This window comes from Ralstonia sp. UNC404CL21Col (assembly GCF_000620465.1).
Lineage (GTDB): Bacteria > Pseudomonadota > Gammaproteobacteria > Burkholderiales > Burkholderiaceae > Ralstonia > Ralstonia flatus.
This window is the reverse complement of the sequence record NZ_JIBE01000003.1, coordinates 979,956-995,858: the sequence shown is the minus strand read 5'-3', so window position 1 is coordinate 995,858 and position 15,903 is coordinate 979,956. Positions and strand designations below refer to the sequence as shown.

At 64.8% G+C, this 15,903-nt stretch carries 15 protein-coding genes; all 15 read left to right on the top strand.

The window, feature by feature from the left end:
• Nucleotides 1-12 precede the first annotated feature (12 nt).
• The 15 genes from N511_RS0104740 to clsB all read left to right on the top strand — a co-directional run bounded on the left by N511_RS0104740 (nt 13) and on the right by clsB (nt 15,855).
• Complete coding sequence (locus tag N511_RS0104740) at nt 13-1,857, top strand: ABC transporter ATP-binding protein/permease (RefSeq protein ID WP_027678240.1); 1,845 nt, start codon at nt 13-15, stop codon at nt 1,855-1,857.
• 33 nt (nt 1,858-1,890) lie between these two features.
• On the top strand, nt 1,891-2,307 hold the full coding sequence (locus tag N511_RS0104735; RefSeq protein WP_027678239.1) for a gamma-butyrobetaine hydroxylase-like domain-containing protein: 417 nt from the start codon (nt 1,891-1,893) through the stop codon (nt 2,305-2,307).
• Nucleotides 2,308-2,359: 52 nt separating this feature from the next.
• A complete protein-coding gene (gene ubiE / locus N511_RS0104730) occupies nt 2,360-3,091 on the top strand; it encodes a bifunctional demethylmenaquinone methyltransferase/2-methoxy-6-polyprenyl-1,4-benzoquinol methylase UbiE (RefSeq protein WP_012761151.1) in 732 nt (243 codons plus the stop codon).
• Between the two features lie 128 nt (nt 3,092-3,219).
• Nucleotides 3,220-4,269, top strand: coding sequence for a Tim44 domain-containing protein (locus N511_RS0104725; protein ID WP_027678238.1), 1,050 nt, complete (start codon nt 3,220-3,222; stop codon nt 4,267-4,269).
• Between the two features lie 146 nt (nt 4,270-4,415).
• Complete coding sequence (locus tag N511_RS0104720; protein WP_027678237.1) at nt 4,416-5,072, top strand: ubiquinone biosynthesis accessory factor UbiJ; 657 nt, start codon at nt 4,416-4,418, stop codon at nt 5,070-5,072.
• Nucleotides 5,069-6,646, top strand: coding sequence for a ubiquinone biosynthesis regulatory protein kinase UbiB (gene ubiB, locus N511_RS0104715; protein WP_027678236.1), 1,578 nt, complete (start codon nt 5,069-5,071; stop codon nt 6,644-6,646). Before N511_RS0104720 ends, ubiB begins: the two co-directional genes overlap by 4 nt.
• Before the next feature lie 23 nt (nt 6,647-6,669).
• Nucleotides 6,670-7,299, top strand: coding sequence for a methyltransferase domain-containing protein (locus N511_RS0104710; RefSeq protein ID WP_027678235.1), 630 nt, complete (start codon nt 6,670-6,672; stop codon nt 7,297-7,299).
• Nucleotides 7,300-7,529: 230 nt separating this feature from the next.
• Entirely contained in the window at nt 7,530-8,969 is a 1,440-nt protein-coding gene (locus N511_RS0104705) for a sodium:solute symporter family protein (RefSeq protein ID WP_027678234.1), read from the top strand.
• Nucleotides 8,970-9,215: 246 nt separating this feature from the next.
• Complete coding sequence (locus N511_RS0104700; RefSeq protein ID WP_027678233.1) at nt 9,216-9,563, top strand: FmdB family zinc ribbon protein; 348 nt, start codon at nt 9,216-9,218, stop codon at nt 9,561-9,563.
• Nucleotides 9,564-9,594: 31 nt separating this feature from the next.
• On the top strand, nt 9,595-10,332 hold the full coding sequence (locus tag N511_RS0104695; RefSeq protein WP_027678232.1) for a DUF502 domain-containing protein: 738 nt from the start codon (nt 9,595-9,597) through the stop codon (nt 10,330-10,332).
• A gap of 86 nt (nt 10,333-10,418) precedes the next feature.
• Entirely contained in the window at nt 10,419-12,245 is a 1,827-nt protein-coding gene (aspS, locus tag N511_RS0104690) for an aspartate--tRNA ligase (protein WP_051530849.1), read from the top strand.
• 148 nt (nt 12,246-12,393) lie between these two features.
• Nucleotides 12,394-13,254, top strand: coding sequence for a hypothetical protein (locus tag N511_RS0104685; protein ID WP_027678230.1), 861 nt, complete (start codon nt 12,394-12,396; stop codon nt 13,252-13,254).
• A gap of 102 nt (nt 13,255-13,356) precedes the next feature.
• Nucleotides 13,357-13,842, top strand: a complete 486-nt coding sequence (gene nudB / locus N511_RS0104680) for a dihydroneopterin triphosphate diphosphatase (protein ID WP_027678229.1) — start codon at nt 13,357-13,359, stop codon at nt 13,840-13,842.
• A 1-nt stretch (nt 13,843) separates the two neighbouring features.
• The gene (locus tag N511_RS0104675; protein ID WP_027678228.1) at nt 13,844-14,590 is read left to right on the top strand and encodes an endonuclease/exonuclease/phosphatase family protein; all 747 of its coding nucleotides are present in this window, start codon (nt 13,844-13,846) and stop codon (nt 14,588-14,590) included.
• Nucleotides 14,587-15,855: a cardiolipin synthase ClsB gene (clsB, locus tag N511_RS0104670; RefSeq protein ID WP_027678227.1), complete on the top strand. Its 1,269-nt coding sequence runs from the start codon at nt 14,587-14,589 to the stop codon at nt 15,853-15,855. The genes N511_RS0104675 and clsB overlap by 4 nt, the downstream gene beginning before the upstream one ends.
• The last annotated feature ends 48 nt before the right edge of the window (nt 15,856-15,903 follow it).

Sequence of the window (15,903 nt, the reverse complement as noted above, 5' to 3'; positions counted from 1 at the left end):
CAAGCCCTCGCCATGACGACACCGCGCACCGCCGCCACGCCCGATTCCCACAAGGATTCCATCTCCGAACTGACCGTCCACCATGGGCGGCTGAATCTCTCGGAAACCTGGCAACTGATTCGCCCGTACTGGTTTTCGGAAGATCGCCGCAAGGCCTGGGGGCTGCTTGCGCTGGTGATTGGCCTGAACCTGTTCTTGGTGTTCATGAACGTGCTGTTCACCGATTGGAACCGGCTCTTCTACAACGCGCTCGAGCAGAAAAACTACGGCGAGTTCTGGGCGCAGTTGCTGCGTTTCTCCTGGATTGCCGCACTGCTGATCATTGGCTCGATCCTGCGGCTGTACTACTCGATGATGCTACAGATGCGCTGGCGGACGTGGATCACCGGCAGCTTCCTCGATGACTGGCTCGGCAAGCAGGCGTTCTACCGCCTGGAGCAAACGCACAGCGCTGACAACCCCGACCAGCGGATTGCCGACGACCTGCGCACGTTTACCGATGCAACGCTCACCTTGGCGCTGGGTTTCCTGAATTCGGCTGTGACGCTGGTGTCGTTCTTCGGGATTCTGTGGGCAGTGTCGGGGCCGCTGGCGTTCAGCCTGGGTGGCCACGACTTTGTGATTCCCGGCTACATGGTGTGGTTTGCGCTGCTGTACTCGATCGTGGGCTCGGTCATCATCCACTTCGTGGGGCGGCCGCTGATCGGGCTGTCGTTCCAGCAGGAGCGGTACGAGGCGTACTTCCGTTTCCTGCTTGTGCGTGTGCGCGAGAACAGCGAGAGCATTGCCCTGTACCGGGGCGAGCCGACCGAGAAAGCCATCCTGCGCGGCCGCTTCGAGCGCATCCGCACCAACTGGAACCAGTTGATGGACTACACGCGGCGCCTGACCTTTGCCAGTTCCGGCTATGGGCAGTTCGCCATCATCTTCCCGTTTCTGGTGTCGGCGCCGCGCTACTTTGGCGGCACGCTGACGCTGGGCGGGATGATGCAGGTCGCCACCGCGTTCGGCCAGGTGCAGGACGCGATGTCGTGGTTTGTCACGAACTACCGCACGCTGGTGACCTGGAAAGCCTCCACCAACCGTCTGATCGAATTCCAGCGCGCCATCCGTGCAGCCGAGCGTGAAGAAGAGCACCGCGCCGGCGTCCGCGATGTCGAAGTCGAAACCGCGGCCGTACCCGCCATCGAAGCCCACGGTCTCGCGCTGAACCTGCCGAACCGCAAACCCGAAGACGTGCTGGTCGAGCCCTTCGATATGACGCTCGCACGCGGTGAGCGGGTGCTTGTCACCGGTCCGTCCGGCTGCGGCAAAAGCACGCTGGTGCGCGCCGTGGCCGGTATCTGGCCCTATGGCAGCGGCCGCATCGAAGTCCCGCAGGACGCCCGCGTGCTGTTCCTGCCGCAGCGCAGCTATCTGCCATCCGGCACGCTGGCTGACGCACTTTCGTATCCGGATTTGGCCACCCAATACACCGCGGAGCGTCTGACCCAGGTGCTGATCGCCTGTCGCTTGCCGGCGCTGGCCGGCCTCCTGGACGAGGTGAGCAACTGGAGCCTGCGCCTGTCGCCCGGCGAGCAGCAGCGCCTGGCTTTTGCCCGGGCTTTGCTGCAGCGCCCCGATTACCTCTTCCTCGACGAGGCCACCAGCGCACTCGACGAAGACACCGAAGCGTTCATGTACAGCCTGATGCTCGAATCGATGCCCGATGTGACCATCGTCAGCGTGGCGCACCGCAGCACCGTGGCACGATTCCACCATCGCCGCCTGCGCTACGTCCCCGAAGGCGACCCGTTGACTGCGGTAAGCTATCGGGTGGTGGAAGAGCCCGCGCATGTTGCGCTGGCAGCTTCCTGAAACACCGTTTTTCTGACTCGACGAGACGTTTTCATGGCCGGACTTTCCGCCGACACTCCGCACCCGACCGGCATCACCGTCCACACGCAATCGCGCGTGCTGGAGATCGCCTTTGCCGATGGCAAACAGTTCAGCCTGCCGTTCGAATATCTGCGCGTGCTGTCGCCGTCGGCTGAAGTGCAGGGGCACGGGCCCGGCCAGGAAGTGCTGCAGACCGGCAAGCGCGAGGTCGGCATCATCGGCGTCGAGCCGGTGGGCAATTACGCGATCCGGCCGCTGTTCTCCGACGGCCACGATTCCGGCATCTTCGACTGGGCCTACCTGTACCGCCTCGGCGTTGAGCAGGCCACGCTCTGGCAGGCGTATCTCGATCGCCTGGCCGCTGCTGGCGTCGACCGCGACGCCCCGATGGCAGAGAACGCTGGCCACGCCTGCGGCCACAGCCACTGATTCCCGATTCACTTTGCGGCGCCTGTGCGCTGCATCCGCATCCTTTTCTGTCATGAGCCAAACCCACTTCGGATTCCAGCAGGTTGATGAGCAGGAGAAGGCCGGCAAGGTCGCCGGCGTTTTCCATTCCGTCGCGAGCAAGTACGACGTGATGAACGACCTGATGTCCGGCGGCCTGCACCGCGTGTGGAAGATGTTCACCATCGCCCAGGCAGCGGTGCGCCCTGGCTACAAGGTGCTCGACATCGCCGGCGGCACGGGTGACCTGGCCAAGGCCTTCGCGCGCCAGGCCGGCCCCACCGGCGAGGTGTGGCTGACCGACATCAACGAGTCGATGCTGCGCGTCGGCCGTGATCGCCTGCTCGATGCCGGCGTGCTGACCCCCACCGCACTGTGCGACGCCGAGCACATTCCCTTTCCGAATGCTTACTTCGACGTGGTGACAGTGGCATTCGGCTTGCGCAACATGACGCACAAGGATCGCGCGCTTGCTGAAATGCGTCGCGTGGTGAAGCCAGGCGGGAAGGTCATGGTGCTGGAGTTCTCCAAGGTGTGGCAGCCGCTGGAGAAGGCCTACGACCTGTACTCGTTCAAGGTGCTGCCGTGGTTGGGCAGCAAAGTGGCGGGCGACCCCGAGAGCTACCGCTACCTGGCCGAGTCCATCCGCATGCACCCGGATCAGGAAACGCTCAAGCAGATGATGGAACAGGCCGGATTGGACTCGGTCGAATACTTCAATCTGACAGCGGGTGTCGTGGCTCTGCACGTCGGCCGTCGCCTTTAAGTGTTTCCGTCGTTCCGCCGGATGGGCGATGTAGCGCGCTGCGGCGATATGCCACGATCCTTCACATTGAATTTCGGCATTGACGTCTTCATCTAATGGCGTCACCTGCCACTGGAGAGAAGACAGCGATGAGTTTGCATTGGGGTGGAAAATTGATGGCGGGCGCGCTGGTCGCGACGCTCGCACTGGGCACGGCAATCGACGCCAACGCCAAGCGCATGGGTGGCAGCCGCAGCATCGGCAAGCAGTCGTCCACCGTGACGCAACGCCAACAGACGCCACCGGCCACGACGCCGTCGCCGACGCAGCAGGCCGCGCCTGCCGCACAACCTTCGCCGGCTGCTCCGGCGCCTGCCGCGCCTGCCGCAAAGCCAGGCCGTAACTGGGGTGGCATGCTCGGCGGCCTCGCTGCCGGTCTGGGCATCGGTTATCTGCTGTCGAAATTCGGTCTTGGCGCGGGCCTGGCCTCGTTGCTGTCCAACCTGATCCTGATCGCGCTCGTCGCCTTCGTGGTGATGTGGATCATCCGCAAGGTGCGCGGCAGCCGTCCGCAAGGTCCGGCCTACGCCACGGGTGGTCCGTCGCTGGGCGGCGACCGCGAGCCATACGTGCCGCAACCTGCCGCACCGGCTCCGCAGGCTTCTGCGCCGGCGGCCGCATCGCTCAACACCGGCAACACGTCGGGGCTGGGTGCAGGCGCCGCAACCGCTGCACAGTCGTGGAACCTGGGTGGTCCGGCCGCCTCGACCGCGCAGGCTGTCAACGCTCAACCGGCCGCGGCCGCGCCGCAGCAACCGTGGGGCGTGCCGGCAGATTTCGACACGCAAGCGTTCCTGCGCAACGCCAAGGTCTACTTCATCCGCCTGCAGGCCGCCTGGGATGCCGGCAATCTCAACGACATCCGCGAGTTCACCACGCCCGAGATGTTCGCCGAGATCAAGATGGACCTGGCTGACCGTGGCACTTCGCCCAACAAGACCGACGTGGTCTCGGTCGAAGCCGAAATGCTGGGTATCGAAACGCAGGCCGCCGAGTACCTTGCCAGCGTGCGCTTCTCGGGCATGATCCGCGAAGAAGCCAACGCGCCCGCCCAGCCGTTTGCCGAGGTTTGGAACCTGACCAAGCCGACGCAGGGGGCCGGCGGCTGGGTGTTGGCGGGTATTCAGCAGTTGCAGTGATGTCGTAACAACTTGAAGCGGCGCAGAACGGCCGTTTCAACATTCCCCGTAAAATAGGGCCCGACCGTCTGGTGCGGGCCCTTTTTGTTGCCCGCGGCTAGCCCGCTTCTTGCTGCTTTCCTGCTGTTTTTGCGCACCATCACCGCATGTCTTCGACAGCCACTTCGTCTCCATTTCCGCTTGTGCTGATGCAGCCGCTGCTGCTCGCGCTCAACCATCTGCTGCGCCAGGAGCCCTGGGCGCAGGAGACGCTGCGCCCGTTTGCGGGCCGCGTGGCGCGCTTTGACCTGGCGCCCATGTCGATGACGTTGCAGGTGGACGCCGCCGGCCTGGTGACCGCTCCCGACCCTGACGTGGAACCGGCCGTGACCGTTGTCGTGCCGCTTGCGGCCGCCGCTGCCGATTACGCCGCAGGCGGGCAGGCCGCCGTGCTGAAGCACGTGCGCATCGAGGGCGAGGCCGAGTTTGCCAACGTGCTGTCGACGCTGCTGCGCAACCTGCGCTGGGATGCCGCGGAAGACCTCTCGCGCGTGTTTGGCGATGTGATCGCGCAGCGCATGGTGAGCGGTGCGCAGGCTGCTCGCACCGAAGCCACGCGCGTGGGCCGTTTGCTGGCGGAATCGGTGGCGTCTTACCTGACCGATGAGCAACCGACGCTTGTGCGCCACGCGCGCCTTGCGCAGTTCGCCGCCGACGTGGCGGCGCTGCGAGATGCCGAAGCGCGTCTGGTCAAGCGGCTGGAGCGGCTCGAAAAACGCCCGCAGCCGGCGATCCGGAGCGCACGTCAGGGTGAATCGGCATGACGCGCTTCTTCCGGCTGGGCAAGATCGTTTTCGTCATCCTCTATTACGGGCTGGATCAGCTCGCCTTGTCGGGCTTCAAGAGCCGCCGCATTCGCGCGCTGGTCTGGCTGCTGACGCTGGGCCGCAAGCCGAAGCTGCCCCGCGGGGTGCGCCTGCGCCTGGCCCTGGAGCAGCTTGGGCCCATCTTCGTGAAGTTCGGGCAGGTGCTGTCGACGCGCCGCGATCTGCTGCCGCCCGATGTGGCCGACGAACTCGCCAAGCTGCAGGACCGCGTGCCGCCGTTCGATCCGAAGGTGGCGGCGGCCATCGTGGAGAAGTCGCTCGGCAAGCCGCTCTCGGCGCTGTTCCATCGTTTCGATCATCACCCCGTGGCGAGCGCGTCGATTGCCCAGGTGCATTTCGCCACGTTGCGCGGCGGCCCCTACGATGGTCGCGAGGTGGCCGTCAAGGTCTTGCGCCCGGGCATGCTGCCCGTGATCGACAGCGACCTCGCGCTCATGCGGGACCTCGCGACGTGGATGGAAAAGCTGTGGGCGGACGCCAAGCGCCTGAAGCCGCGGGAGGTCGTCGCCGAGTTCGATAAGTACCTGCACGACGAGCTGGACCTGATGCGCGAGGCGGCCAATGCCAGCCAGCTGCGCCGCAATTTTGCCAAGTCCGACCTGCTGCTGGTGCCCGAAGTGTTCTGGGATTGGTGCACGTCTGAAGTGTTCGTGATGGAGCGCATGCACGGCATGCGGATCTCGCACACCGAAGAGTTGCGCGCTGCCGGCGTCGACATGCACAAACTCGCGCGCGACGGTGTGGAGATCTTCTTCACGCAGGTCTTTCGCGACGGCTTTTTCCATGCCGACATGCACCCGGGCAACATTCTCGTGAGCGTGGCGCCCGAGACGCTGGGCCGTTATATCGCGCTGGATTTCGGCATCGTCGGGGCGCTGTCGGAGTTCGACAAGAATTACCTCGCGCAAAACTTCCTGGCGTTCTTCCAGCGCGACTACCACCGTGTGGCGGTGCTGCATATCGAGTCCGGCTGGGCGCCCGAAGAGACGCGCGTCGAAGAGCTGGAAGGCGCCATCCGCGCGTGCTGCGAGCCTTATTTCGATCGGCCGCTGGGTGAAATCTCGCTCGGCCTCGTGCTGATGCGGCTGTTCCAGACCTCGCGCCGCTTCAACGTGGAAGTGCAGCCGCAGCTGGTGCTGCTGCAGAAGACGTTGCTCAACGTGGAAGGTCTTGGCCGGCAGCTCGATCCGGATCTGGACTTGTGGAAGACGGCCAAGCCGTTCCTCGAACGCTGGATGCACGAGCAGATCGGCTGGCGCGGTTTTGTCGAGCGCCTGAAGGTCGAGGCGCCGCAATGGGCCAACAAGCTGCCGGACTTCCCGCGCCTGATGCACCAGATTCTGGATCGCCACTCCCGCGAGGACGGCAATGCGCAGACCGCGGCACTCACCGCGCTGCTTGCCGAGCAGAAGCGCACGAACCGGCTGCTCTCTGCCGCTTTGCTGTTCGTCGGCGGCTTCGCTGTCGGCATCATCGCGACGCATGTGCTGGCCTGGATGTCCCGCTACTGATCCGTATTGACCTGCTGAGCGCCATGGCCGAACCGCCCGTCTTCCAATCCCGCGACGCCGCCGATCCCGCCTTCTGGGACGAGCGCTTCACCCGCGAGCACACCCCGTGGGACGCGGCCGGTGTGCCCGTTGCCTTCCGGCAATTTTGCGAAGCGCAGCCTGCGCCGCTTTCCACGCTGATCCCCGGTTGCGGAAACGCTTACGAAGCCGGCTGGCTTGCCGAGCGCGGCTGGCCTGTCACGGCCATCGACTTTGCGCCGAGTGCCGTGGCGTCGGCCAAGGCCGTGCTGGGCGCGCACGGCGATGTGGTGCAACTGGCGGATTTTTTCCGCTTTTCGCCCCCTCGGCCGGTGCAATGGGTCTACGAACGCGCATTCCTTTGCGCAATGCCGCCCCGCCTTTGGCCTGACTACGCCGCGCAAGTGGGGAGGCTGCTCCCGCCGGGCGGGTTGCTGGCCGGCTTCTTTGCCGTGGTGGAAGGCCGCGAGGCGGTGCCCAAGGGGCCGCCGTTCGAGACCACGCAGCCCGAGCTGGATGCACTGCTGTTGCCGGCGTTCGAGCGCCTCGCCGATATCCCCATTGCCGAGGCGGATTCCATTCCGGTGTTCGCCGGGCGCGAACGCTGGCAAGTCTGGCGCCGCCGCGCCGACTGATCGTCGTCCGGGCCAGTGTTGGTGCGAAGCAACATGGGTCATGGTCAACGAAAAGCCTGCCGACGCCCGTTGCGGGCCGCTGCGCAAAAATCTGGCAAACAGGGCGGGATTCGTGGTGGCACCGATGCCCCGGCGCCCGGTCCCATCGCTATAATCCGGCCACTTTGCCCGGCGCCCCTGGGCCCGACGTCGGGTCGACATGGGGTTTTCCAGCTTCTTTCCGCGCTGCCATGCTGATCTGGTTTGTCATTGTTTACTGGGTGATTTCGGTCGGGATCGGCCTGTGGGCGGCACTGCGCGTGCGCAATACCGCCGATTTCGCCGTGGCTGGCCGCAGCCTGCCGTTCTACGTCGTGACCGCCACGGTGTTCGCCACCTGGTTCGGTTCCGAGGCGGTGCTCGGGATTCCCGCGGAATTTCTCAAGGATGGCCTGCACGGTGTGGTGGCCGATCCGTTCGGTTCGTCGCTGTGCCTGGTGTTGGTGGGTCTGTTCTTCGCCAAGCCGCTGTACCGGATGAACCTGCTCACCATTGGTGACTTCTATCGCAACCGCTTTGGCCGCGTGGCCGAAACGCTCACCACCCTGTGCATCGTCGTGTCCTACCTGGGCTGGGTGGCCGCGCAGATCAAGGCGCTGGGGCTGGTGTTCTACACCGTGTCTGACGGCGCGGTTTCTCAGGATCTCGGGATGATGATCGGCGCGGGCAGCGTGCTCGTCTACACGCTGTTCGGCGGCATGTGGTCGGTGGCGGTGACGGACTTCATCCAGATGATCATCATCGTGATCGGCATGCTCTACATCGGCTGGGAAGTGTCGGGGCAGGCCGGCGGCGTCGGCACGGTGGTGGCGCACGCGGCGGCTTCGGGCAAGTTCTCGTTTTGGCCGGCGTTCAATCCGATCGAAATCATTGGCTTCGTGACGGCCTGGATCACCATGATGCTCGGCTCGATCCCGCAGCAGGACGTGTTCCAGCGGGTGACGTCGTCGCGCACCGAGCGCATCGCCGGCACGGCTTCGGTGCTGGGCGGCGTGCTGTACTTCATGTTCGCGTTCGTGCCGATGTTCCTGGCGTATTCCGCCACGCTCATCGACCCGCAGATGGTGGCAAAGTACATCGATACAGATTCGCAGATGATTCTGCCGAACCTGGTGCTGCAGCATGCGCCGATCTTCGCGCAGGTGATGTTCTTCGGTGCGCTGCTTTCCGCCATCAAGAGCTGCGCGAGCGCAACGCTGCTGGCGCCCTCCGTGACGTTTGCTGAAAACGTGCTGCGTCCGTTGCTGCCCAACATGGACGACAAGCGTTTCCTGCGCGTGATGCAGGCCGTGGTGCTGACGTTCACGGTCTTGGTGACGCTGTTTGCGCTGAACTCGCATCTGTCGATCTTCCACATGGTCGAAAGCGCCTACAAGGTGACGCTGGTGGCGGCGTTTGTGCCGCTGGCCTTCGGCCTGTTCTGGAAGCGCGCGACGAAGCAGGGCGGTCTGCTGGCCATCATCTTCGGTCTGGCGGCGTGGATCTGGTGCGAGGTCTTCCTGTCGGGTGCGATGCTTCCGCCACAATTGGTTGGTCTCCTGGCCAGCTTTGGCGCCATGGTCCTGGGCTCGCTCGGCCCGCAGTGGATCGAGAACCGCGCGCCGACCACGAAGGCGGCTACGCAAGCCTGAGCGTCTTGTGAGGGCGTGCGCGGTGTGCCACTTTGTCGCGCATCACCATCGGTCGCCCCGAATCTGCGGTCGGGAATTCCCTCAAAAGGGTTTATAATTCAAGGCTTTGCGCGCCAGCACTTGTACGGCGCGCAGTTGCCCCAATCTTTCGTGAGCCTGTCGTGCGCGTTTCTCGCACCGCGTTCGCGGCCTGCGCGGGCAATCCATCGCTTTCTTGTCATTTGTTTGTTCCAGGGTGAGGACACCATGCCGATCTATGCTTATCGATGCGACGCCTGCGGCCACGCCAAAGATGTGCTGCAGAAGATGAGCGACGCCCCGCTGACGGATTGCCCCGCATGCGGCGCGCCGGCGTTCAAGAAGCAGCTCACTGCTGCCGGCTTCCAGCTCAAGGGTTCGGGCTGGTACGTGACGGACTTCCGTGGCGGCTCGGGTGGCGCATCGGTTGCCGGGGCCGGAACCGGTACGGCGGCCAAGGCAGATGCCGCAGCACCGGCCGCTGCTGCACCGGCCGCGTCGTCGGATAGTGCGTCGTCCAGCGCCAGCACCCCGGCGGCGTCCGGTGGTTGCGGCACGTCGTGCGCTTGCCACTGATCGCATCGCTCACCTTTCGGCCCATCGCCTCATGAAACAGAAAACCAGCGCACTCAAGACATGGTTCCTGACCGGTCTTCTGGTGCTTGTCCCACTCGCGATCACGCTGTGGGTGCTGTCGCTCATCATCGGCACGATGGACCAGAGTCTGGCGCTGCTGCCCTCCGCGTGGCAGCCGGATCAGCTGTTTGGCCGGCGCATTCCTGGCGTGGGCGCGATTCTCACGCTGGCGTTCATCCTGATCGTCGGCGTTCTGGCGCACAACTTCATCGGCCAGAAGCTGGTGCTGTGGTGGGAAGCGCTCGTGGGCCGCATTCCCGTGGTCGGCCCGATCTATTCGAGCGTGAAGCAGGTGTCGGACACGCTGCTGTCGTCCAACGGCAATGCATTCCGCAAGGCGCTGCTGGTGCAGTATCCGCGTGAAGGCTCCTGGACGATCGCCTTCCTGACCGGCCGCCCTGGCGGTGATGTCGAGAACCACCTGCAAGGCGAGTACGTCAGTGTGTACGTGCCGACCACGCCCAACCCGACGTCGGGTTTCTTCCTGATGATGCCCAAGGCCGACACCATCGAGCTGGACATGACGGTGGACGCGGCGCTCAAGTACATCGTGTCGATGGGTGTGGTGGCGCCTGAAGCGCTGCCGCGCCGCATGGACCCGCCTGATGCATCGCCAGAGATGGAGGACCGGTCGCCGGCAGTATCGCCGCGCGACCCCTCGAATCCGACCGCGCTGCCCGACGCTGGCGGCGCCGTATCAGCCCCTTGAGCCGGTAGCGCGAACCACCCTCCGGCCCTCACTCAACTTTCTTGCGCGACGCCCTGTTGGCGGCGCGCTTCGCGGAAAACCACAACATGCAAATGCGTACTCAATACTGCGGTCAGGTCACCGAACAACTGCTCGGCCAGAGCGTTACGCTGTCGGGCTGGGCCCATCGTCGTCGTGACCACGGTGGCGTGATCTTCATCGACCTGCGCGACCGTGAAGGCCTGGTGCAGGTCGTCTGCGACCCGGACCGCCCGGAGATGTTCAAGGTGGCCGAAGGCGTGCGCAACGAGTTCTGCCTGCAGGTGAAGGGCGTTGTGCGCGCCCGTCCGGAAGGCACTACCAACGCCAACCTGACCAGCGGCAAGGTCGAAGTGCTGTGCCATGAACTGACCGTGCTCAACGCCTCCGTCACGCCGCCGTTCCAGCTGGACGACGACAACCTGTCGGAAACCACGCGTCTGACGCACCGCGTGCTCGACCTGCGCCGCCCGCAGATGCAGTACAACCTGCGCCTGCGCTACAAGGTCGCGATGGAAGTGCGCAAGTACCTGGACGACAAGGGCTTCATCGACATCGAAACGCCGATGCTCACCAAGAGCACACCGGAAGGTGCACGCGACTACCTGGTGCCGTCGCGCGTGAACGCCGGCCAGTTCTTCGCGCTGCCGCAGTCGCCGCAGCTCTTCAAGCAGATGCTGATGGTGTCGGGCTTCGACCGTTACTACCAGATCACCAAGTGCTTCCGCGACGAAGACCTGCGTGCTGACCGCCAGCCCGAATTCACCCAGATCGACTGCGAAACGTCGTTCCTGAGCGAGCAGGAAATCCGCGACCTGTTTGAAGAAATGATCCGCACGGTGTTCAAGAACACCATGTCGGTCGAGCTGGATGCCAAGTTCCCGGTGATGGAGTTCCGCGAAGCGATGGCCCGTTTCGGCTCGGACAAGCCGGACCTGCGCGTCAAGCTGGAATTCACCGAGCTGACCGACGCCATGAAGGACGTCGACTTCAAGGTGTTCTCGGGCCCGGCCAACGCTGAAGGCGGCCGCGTGGTTGCACTGCGTGTGCCGGGCGGTGCTTCGCTGTCGCGCGGCGATATCGACGCGTACACGAAGTTCGTCGAAATCTACGGCGCCAAGGGCCTGGCCTGGATCAAGGTCAACGAAGTCGCCAAGGGCCGCGACGGCCTGCAATCGCCGATCGTGAAGAACCTGCACGACGCGGCCATCGCCGAGATCCTCAAGCGCAGCGGCGCACAGGATGGTGACATCCTGTTCTTCGGTGCCGACCGTGCCAAGGTGGTTAACGACGCGATGGGCGCGCTGCGCCTGAAGGTCGGCCATTCGGACTTCGCCAAGAGCACCGGTCTGTTCGAAGACGCCTGGAAGCCGCTGTGGGTGATCGACTTCCCGATGTTCGAGTACGACGAGGAAGACGCGCGCTGGGTGGCCATGCACCACCCGTTCACGAGCCCGAAGGACGAGCACCTGGAATACCTGGAAACCGACCCAGGCAAGTGCATCGCCAAGGCTTACGACATGGTGCTCAACGGCTGGGAAATCGGCGGCGGCTCGGTGCGGATCTACCGCGAAGAAGTACAGAGCAAGGTGTTCCGCGCGCTGAAGATCAACGATGAGGAAGCGCGTGCCAAGTTCGGCTTCCTGCTCGACGCACTGCAGTACGGCGCGCCCCCGCACGGCGGTATCGCGTTCGGCCTGGACCGCGTTGTCACGATGATGGCCGGTGCCGATTCGATCCGCGACGTGATCGCCTTCCCGAAGACGCAGCGTGCGCAGGATCTGCTGACGCAGGCACCGAGCCCGGTCGACGAAAAGCAATTGCGCGAGCTGCACATCCGCCTGCGCGCTGCCGAGGCAAAGGTTGCCGCACCGACGGCTGCCACTACCGCCTGAGCGCCCGCGCTGACGCTCCGCAACAAACCGCGCCGCCTGATTTAGGGCGGCGCGTTTTTTTTTGAGCGCCTTCCATTGGGAACATTGCGTGCTAAACCGGATCTTTCGTTTCTGTCACGTCGTGTGACAACGAAGGAGGAGTGTTTAGATGGACTACATCGACTTTGCGCGCACATGGGTCGTCGCCCACGCGGAGTTTCTGCTGACGTGGTTGATCGCCGCGCTGGTGGTGATAGTGCTGGCGTGGATCGAAATCCGCCGCGCCACCCGGCGCGCCGCCATGGCGATGACGGAGGCCGTGGCCACCACGGTGGCAGCGTGCGTGCCCGAAATTGCCGCGGCGGCGCAGAGCGCACATCCCGCCGCACCCGTATCGGCGGCGTCTGCCGGTTTGGCGGAGGCGATGCGCGCACTGGGCCACCTCGCGGCGGAGCGGATGCAATGGCTGCATGCGGTCGCCAACCTGCGTTTGCCCGACGCGGCACTCCCGCCAGCCGCACCGGGCGTGCCGGTGCATCCGCTCGTCTACGACACGCCGCGTCCGTTGGCCGAAGCCCACTTGGCGGCAGAACGCCGTTTTGCCGATCACGCGCGCGTTCTGCAGGCGGAACGCCGCGCCCTCCAAGCGCTGGAAACTGCCGAGCGTGAGGGCACCAGCGAATTGCATCGCATCGAGCGTGAGACCTCGGCCATTGTCGAGCGCTTCGACCAGGCCAACGCGCAATCCGAGCAGACCGATGTGCAGCGCTTTCTCATCCAGAAATTCAACACGCTTGGCAATCGCGAACGCGAGTTGACCGCGCAACTCGCTGCGCTGCGCCAACAACTCGCCGAGCGTACGGAAGCGTTGTGGGCGCAATCGCAACGCGCGGCCGACGACTATGCTGCGATGCTTGATCCGCTGCTGGCGGTGGCTCGCCGAGAGCTGGGTCACGAAACGGCGACCGACGAGACGGCACTGTGGCTCGCCCGCACCCGCGCCGGACAAGGGCCGTTGCGCGCGGCCTGATTGCTGTCGCGGCAGCGCAGCGAGCGTCACGGTGGCACGCTTCTGGCTGCGGTAAGCTATTGCCTTGCAGCGCGATCGCGCCGCCCATTGAAGCACGCACCCATGCCGCACAAGATTCCCGTCTCCGTTCTCGTCGTCATTCACACGCCCGATTTGCATGTGTTGGTGATGGAGCGGGCCGATCATCCGGGCTTTTGGCAATCCGTGACCGGCAGCTGCGACACACTCGACGAGCCCCTGGCCGATACGGCCCGCCGCGAGGCGCTGGAAGAAACCGGTATCGACGCGGCCCAGCATCATCTGATCGACTGGGGCCACCACATCGAATACGAAATCTACCCGCGCTGGCGCCATCGCTACGCGCCGGGTGTCACGCGCAACACGGAGCATTGGTTCGGCCTGCTGGTCAGCGGCAAGGTGCCGGTGCGGATGTCCCCGCGCGAGCATGTGCAGGCCGAATGGCTGCCCTACCAAGAGGCCGCCGCGCGGTGCTTCTCGCGCAGCAACGCCGAGGCCATTCTGCAGTTGCCCGAACGCCTTGCTGCCTATCACGCGCGTCAAGCGGCACTGACAAAGGACCAGGCCTGACATGCTCCGTTTGCGCGTTGCCACCTACAACATCCACAAGGGCGTGACCGGCATTGCGCGGCGCGTGCGCGTGCATGATGTGCGGCAGGGTCTGCACACCATGGACGCCGACATCGTCTTCCTGCAGGAGGTGCAGGACCGCAACGACCGCCTCGTCGCCGCAGAACTGTTCGACCCGAATTACACGCAGCTGCGCTATCTCGCGACGGACGTCTATCCGCACACGGTCTATGGCCGCAACGCCGTCTACGAGCACGGCCATCACGGCAATGCCATCCTGTCGCGGTTTCCGATCCTGCTGTCGGAAAATCTCGATATCTCCGACCACCGTTTCGAGCAGCGGGGCCTGCTGCACGCCGTGACCGATCTTGGTTTTGGCGAGGTGCATTTGCTGTGCGCGCACTTCGGCTTGTTTGCACGCAGCCGGCAGCGCCAAGCGGAGGCGCTCGTCGATCGCGTGCGTTCCGTCGTGCCACCCGATGCGCCGCTCGTGGTGGCGGGCGACTTCAACGATTGGAACAACCGCCTCGATCGCATGATTTGCCAGGCGCTGGGTGCGACCGAAGTGGCCGACAAGGCTGCCGATGCGCGCCCGGTCCGCACGTTCCCCAGCCATATGCCGTGGCTGCGGCTGGATCGCATCTATGTGCGCGGTTTCGATATCGAACGTGCGCACGCGCTGACCGGCCGCGAGTGGGCACAGCGCTCCGACCACGTGCCCTTGCTGGCTGAACTGGCGCATCCATGAAGGTCGCGCGCGATGCGGGCCCGCTGCGCTCCGAATGGCGGCGGGGTAAGCCCCTGCCGGGCAACGACGTCGACCTGCTGTGCGGTGGCGCCGAGTTCTTCCCCGCATTGATCGAAGCCATCGACGCCGCGCAACGCCGCGTCGCACTCGAAACCTACATCTACACCGACGACGTCACCGCCCACAGCGTGACGGAAGCGCTTGCCCGCGCGGCACAGCGCGGCGTGGATGTCCACCTGACCATTGACGGTTTTGGCACGGGCCTGCTGCCAGCCAACATCGCCGCGATGCTGGAAGCGGCGGGTGTGCGTCTGCGCATCTATCGTCCGTTGCGGGGTTTCCGCCTGCAACGCCGCCATTTGCGACGGCTGCATCGCAAGATCGCCGTCATTGATGACGATGTGGCGTTCGTGGGCGGCATCAACATCATCGACGACATGAACCACGCGCCGTTTAACGACACCGCGCTGGGGCCGCGCTACGACTTTGCCGTGCGAGTGCGCGGGCCCCTGGTCGCGCAGATTGCGCTGACGGTCGACCGGCTCTGGTGGCAGATGGGCGTACGTGCCGGCATGCGCGAGGTGGGCGTCACGGGCGTCGCCGCCGAGTTTCCGGTGATGACGGATACGCCGCGGCCCCGACATCGCGGAGCGTCGGGACGAGAAAGTGAGCGTGCGCCGGGCACCGTGTTGGCCTCGCTGGTGCTGCGCGACAACGTCCGCAACCGGCGTGCGATCGAACGCGAATATCTGCGCGCGCTGGGCGCAGCACGACAAGAGGTGATCATCGCCAATGCGTACTTCTTGCCGGGCGTGCGTTTCATGCGCGCACTGGCCGCATGCAGACGGCGCGGTGTGCGCGTGCGCCTGTTGCTGCAAGGGCAGGTCGAATACCGGCTGCAGCACTACGCGACACGTTCGCTGTATCACATGCTGCTGCGCGACAACGTCGAGATCCACGAATACACCGCCAGCTTCCTGCACGCCAAGGTGGCCGTGGTGGATGACCGCTGGGCGACGGTCGGCTCCAGCAACATCGACCCATTCAGCCTGTTGCTCGCACGTGAAGCGAACGTGGTGGTGTGGGACGCGACCGTGGCCAACGAACTGCGTGGCGCGTTGGAAGATGCCATCGCCCATCACGCACGCCGCGTGCTGGCCGACGCGCACGCCGCACGCCGCTGGTGGTCGCGCTTGGCGGATTGGTGCGCCTATCGCCTCGTGCGCCTTGGCGTGGTCATCAGCGGGCGCGCAGCACAGTACTAGCGGTAGCGCTACAGACCTACAAGACAAAACAAGACACAACAAGACGGA

What these genes read in the sequence shown, in the direction of transcription:
- clsB (WP_027678227.1), top strand. Translation starts at nt 14,587, where the DNA reads ATGAAGGTCGCGCGCGATGCGGGCCCGCTGCGCTCCGAATGGCGGCGG.
- nudB (WP_027678229.1), top strand. Translation starts at nt 13,357, where the DNA reads ATGCCGCACAAGATTCCCGTCTCCGTTCTCGTCGTCATTCACACGCCC.
- N511_RS0104695 (WP_027678232.1), top strand. Translation starts at nt 9,595, where the DNA reads ATGAAACAGAAAACCAGCGCACTCAAGACATGGTTCCTGACCGGTCTT.
- N511_RS0104740 (WP_027678240.1), top strand. Translation starts at nt 13, where the DNA reads ATGACGACACCGCGCACCGCCGCCACGCCCGATTCCCACAAGGATTCC.
- N511_RS0104700 (WP_027678233.1), top strand. Translation starts at nt 9,216, where the DNA reads ATGCCGATCTATGCTTATCGATGCGACGCCTGCGGCCACGCCAAAGAT.
- N511_RS0104705 (WP_027678234.1), top strand. Translation starts at nt 7,530, where the DNA reads ATGCTGATCTGGTTTGTCATTGTTTACTGGGTGATTTCGGTCGGGATC.
- N511_RS0104710 (WP_027678235.1), top strand. Translation starts at nt 6,670, where the DNA reads ATGGCCGAACCGCCCGTCTTCCAATCCCGCGACGCCGCCGATCCCGCC.
- N511_RS0104725 (WP_027678238.1), top strand. Translation starts at nt 3,220, where the DNA reads ATGAGTTTGCATTGGGGTGGAAAATTGATGGCGGGCGCGCTGGTCGCG.
- ubiB (WP_027678236.1), top strand. Translation starts at nt 5,069, where the DNA reads ATGACGCGCTTCTTCCGGCTGGGCAAGATCGTTTTCGTCATCCTCTAT.
- N511_RS0104735 (WP_027678239.1), top strand. Translation starts at nt 1,891, where the DNA reads ATGGCCGGACTTTCCGCCGACACTCCGCACCCGACCGGCATCACCGTC.
- aspS (WP_051530849.1), top strand. Translation starts at nt 10,419, where the DNA reads ATGCAAATGCGTACTCAATACTGCGGTCAGGTCACCGAACAACTGCTC.
- N511_RS0104675 (WP_027678228.1), top strand. Translation starts at nt 13,844, where the DNA reads ATGCTCCGTTTGCGCGTTGCCACCTACAACATCCACAAGGGCGTGACC.
- ubiE (WP_012761151.1), top strand. Translation starts at nt 2,360, where the DNA reads ATGAGCCAAACCCACTTCGGATTCCAGCAGGTTGATGAGCAGGAGAAG.
- N511_RS0104720 (WP_027678237.1), top strand. Translation starts at nt 4,416, where the DNA reads ATGTCTTCGACAGCCACTTCGTCTCCATTTCCGCTTGTGCTGATGCAG.
- N511_RS0104685 (WP_027678230.1), top strand. Translation starts at nt 12,394, where the DNA reads ATGGACTACATCGACTTTGCGCGCACATGGGTCGTCGCCCACGCGGAG.